The following is a 3,134-nucleotide window of genomic DNA, read 5'->3' as shown; positions in this document are numbered from 1 at the left end:
CAAACAACCTCTTAGACTAAATCGGTAATTCAACTGAAAAAAATCATGAATTTAAGAAAGTTAAAGACTATTATACTAAGTTTATTTTTTCTTTATAAATAGCTACAACCAAATTATAAAGCGATTTCCAGAATTATTATTAATGAACTTTACTTAACTTGCTTAAATATACACATACCATGCAGAAATAGTGAGTTAATAGGAATTTGATTACTGGTTTCTACCAAAAGACAGATTTTATTAACCCAATATTTTTTCCAAGGAACTTACACTATGATGCGTCGTTTAGCCTTAGCATCCGCGCTCTTTGTCGCTGTTGGTTCTGCCGCTCCCTCAATGGCTGTTGCTGGTACTGCTGATTCAAACTTTCAGATCTCAGCTTCAGTAAATAATAACTGCACTATTTCAACTGCTGCGCTGAGTTTTGGTGCTTATAATCCAGGGACAGGTACAAGTGTAACTGGAACTGTGACAACAAATTGTACTGCTTATGCTCTTGCAGTAATTACGTTAAGTCCAGGCTACAATTCTGATATTGATAACCCAGCAGAAAACCGTAGGCTTAAAAATGTTGATAATGCCAATTATCTCAGTTATAACCTTTACAAAGATAACGCAAAGACTGCGATTTGGGGATCGGGAAGTAGTACCAGTACTGATACTGGTATAACCGTTATTGGTAATGGTGCTGATAAATCTACAACTGTTTACGGTGAAATTCCCGCAGGTCAGAACGTTCCATCGGGTTCTTATACTGATACTGTAACAGCTACTGTTACTTACTAAGCCCTGATCATCCAAAAGACATCTGGTAAAAATTACGCAAGCGATATCCGTAACCCACGATGCAAAATCTTGGTGCGTTACGGGCTTTTGTCCTAACGCACCTTACAAATAAGGTTAATTCTCGTGTTTACCCTCAGTTCCCGCTTAAAATTACTGCTGTTTCTCAGCCTATTCCTGGGCTTATGTTTTAAAACATCCCAAGCCGACGCGGGAAATTATGGCGTTAATCCCATTAATGTTGTTCTTTCTCCCAAAGTTTCCACTGTGCTGCTGAAATTACGTAATCAGGATACCACTGCTGGCAGTTTTCAATTCAAAGTATTCAAATGGGAACAAAATGCCCAAGGAGAAGACAAACTCACTCCTACTGAAGATATTATTCTGTTTCCATCTCTACTTTCCGTAGAATCCCAGGCAGAACGGCAAATTAGACTCGGTTCTAAAGTTCCCATTAATAATGTCGAAAAGACTTACCGACTGATTGTGGAAGAACTACCGACAAAAACCAGTCAATCTACTCAGAATGCCATCCAAGTCTTAACTAATTTAAGTATTCCTATTTTTCTACAACCGAGCCAAATCAACCAGTCAGGAAAAATGGGACAACTAGCAATCAAAAAAGGTAATTTATCTTTTGAGATTAACAATACTGGTAATGTCAATCTTCCGCCACAGCAAATTACAGTGCAAGGAGTAAGTGCCACAGGGGAAAAAATTATTGAAACTTCTGTCAATACTTGGTATATTTTAGCGGGTAATACTAAATCCTATAGTGTAGAATTACCACCCAAGGAAAAATGTAATGGGGTCAAGAAGCTGGTAGTGGAAGTCAAAACCGCAAAAACCACCTTTAAAGAAACCCTAGACACTCCCCAGGGCGCTTGTGCTGCTGCTTACCCCCCTTAGTCCCCCCTTGTAAAGGGGGGAGACTGGAATCTTGTCCTCCAACCTAGAGACGTTCCATGGAACGTCTCTACAGGGGTTATAGGATACGCACATTTAATCTTTAGAGATGTCTAATCATGAAATTCCTGAATTCATCTCTTCCTATCTGCGTTTATCTGCGTTTATCTGCGGTTAATTATTTTCAAAATGCTTACAAAGTCGCTTTCAGTTCCACTGTGTCCTGATAATTTCCTGCCGGCACATTTTGCCCTGCCGGAATTTTAACATGAACATTGACATTACTGGCTGAACCCGTACCAGTCAATGACAAACCAGTGTTATCAGTATTACCCCAAATTATTGTATTAGATTCATCTTGATATAATTCATACAATAAGTAATTTCCATTACCATCAGTCATGCGGCGCACGGGGTTAGGGTCAGTGGAGACAGCAGAGGGATTTTGTCCTTGTCCCAGGGTAATTTTCCCAGTAGTATTACTCGGTAAAGTGATAGCGATTGGTAATGTTACCGTTGCCGGATTAGACGGATTAGTTATGTTCTCAACTGGTATTGGCACAGGAGCAGCAGGTGGGACAATTATAATACTAGGAACTACTGAAGCAGAAACATTCAAGTTATCACTTGCGCTACCTGCCATTGCGGGAGCAGCAGCACTGGCTATAAGTAGCAAAAAAGTCAGTAGAGAAGGGCGAATCTTCATGGTTTTATGTCTGTGAATAATGGCTGGTTGTTGCTGCTGGTTTCTGGTTGGAGTGTTGTAGTTTGTTCTCAGGTTGCTGCACAAGAACAAAATGCCATTTTGGAACTGACCGTTAACCAGGTGGCCAAAGAAGCAATTTTTGTGATTTTACGCCCCCAGGATATTCTTATTACTCGTTCCGATTTAGAAAAAGCCGGGTTAGAAAGTTTCGCTGGTAGTCGAGAAACCATTAATAATGAAACCTATGTTTCTCTGGTTTCATTATCTCCCCAGGTCAGCTATATTTTTGATGAAAAAGCCCTAACTTTAAGGATAACAGCCCAACCGGAATTATTAAAAACTAATTCATTTAATTTAGGTCGGGAGTCAGCGAAAAATATTACTTATAGTCAAAACACTAGTGTTTTTTTAAATTATGCTTTTAACTTACCTGTTGACATTGAAAAATTCAACCTCAACAATTATACATTTTTTGGAGAATCAGGATTAAGCATTCATAAAAATTTACTTTATAGCAGTTTTTCCCGCAAAACTGATGGTTCTTGGCTGCGAGGTTTAACAAATTTCACCTTAGACAATCCCCAAAAAATGACTAAATGGGTAGTTGGTGATTCCTTTGTTAGCACTGGCGATTTAGGGGGAGGAATGTTTATGGCTGGTGTGAGTAAATCACGGGATTTTGGACTTAATCCTGATGTCATTCAACCACCAACTTTTAGTTTATCTGGTGCGGCCTTCA

3 protein-coding genes and 1 pseudogene are annotated in these 3,134 nt (G+C 39.2%); 3 read left to right on the top strand and 1 reads right to left on the bottom strand.

From position 1 onward, the window contains the following. Nucleotides 1-273 precede the first annotated feature (273 nt). Nucleotides 274-786: a spore coat U domain-containing protein gene (locus tag FJR08_RS21600; RefSeq protein ID WP_168634526.1), complete on the top strand. Its 513-nt coding sequence runs from the start codon at nt 274-276 to the stop codon at nt 784-786. Between the two features lie 123 nt (nt 787-909). Then, a complete protein-coding gene (locus tag FJR08_RS21595; protein WP_323294678.1) occupies nt 910-1,692 on the top strand; it encodes a fimbria/pilus periplasmic chaperone in 783 nt (260 codons plus the stop codon). Nucleotides 1,693-1,882: 190 nt separating this feature from the next. Here FJR08_RS21595 and FJR08_RS21590 read toward each other — a convergent pair whose 3' ends face one another. Beyond that, nucleotides 1,883-2,395, bottom strand: a complete 513-nt coding sequence (locus FJR08_RS21590) for a spore coat U domain-containing protein (RefSeq protein ID WP_168634525.1) — start codon at nt 2,393-2,395, stop codon at nt 1,883-1,885. A gap of 6 nt (nt 2,396-2,401) precedes the next feature. On the opposite strand from FJR08_RS21590, the pseudogene FJR08_RS21585 reads away from it, so the two are divergent. Next, a pseudogene (locus FJR08_RS21585) lies at nt 2,402-3,134 on the top strand (fimbrial biogenesis outer membrane usher protein); the annotation flags it as partial.

It is taken from the genome of Dolichospermum sp. UHCC 0260 (genome assembly GCF_009711985.1).
GTDB lineage: Bacteria > Cyanobacteriota > Cyanobacteriia > Cyanobacteriales > Nostocaceae > Dolichospermum > Dolichospermum lemmermannii.
Note: the sequence above shows the minus strand (reverse complement) of the source record. Positions and strands in the feature narration are given on the sequence as shown.

Coding starts and splice junctions, on each gene's coding strand:
- FJR08_RS21600 (WP_168634526.1), top strand. CDS start 274: ATGATGCGTCGTTTAGCCTTAGCATCCGCGCTCTTTGTCGCTGTTGGT.
- FJR08_RS21590 (WP_168634525.1), bottom strand. CDS start 2,395: ATGAAGATTCGCCCTTCTCTACTGACTTTTTTGCTACTTATAGCCAGT.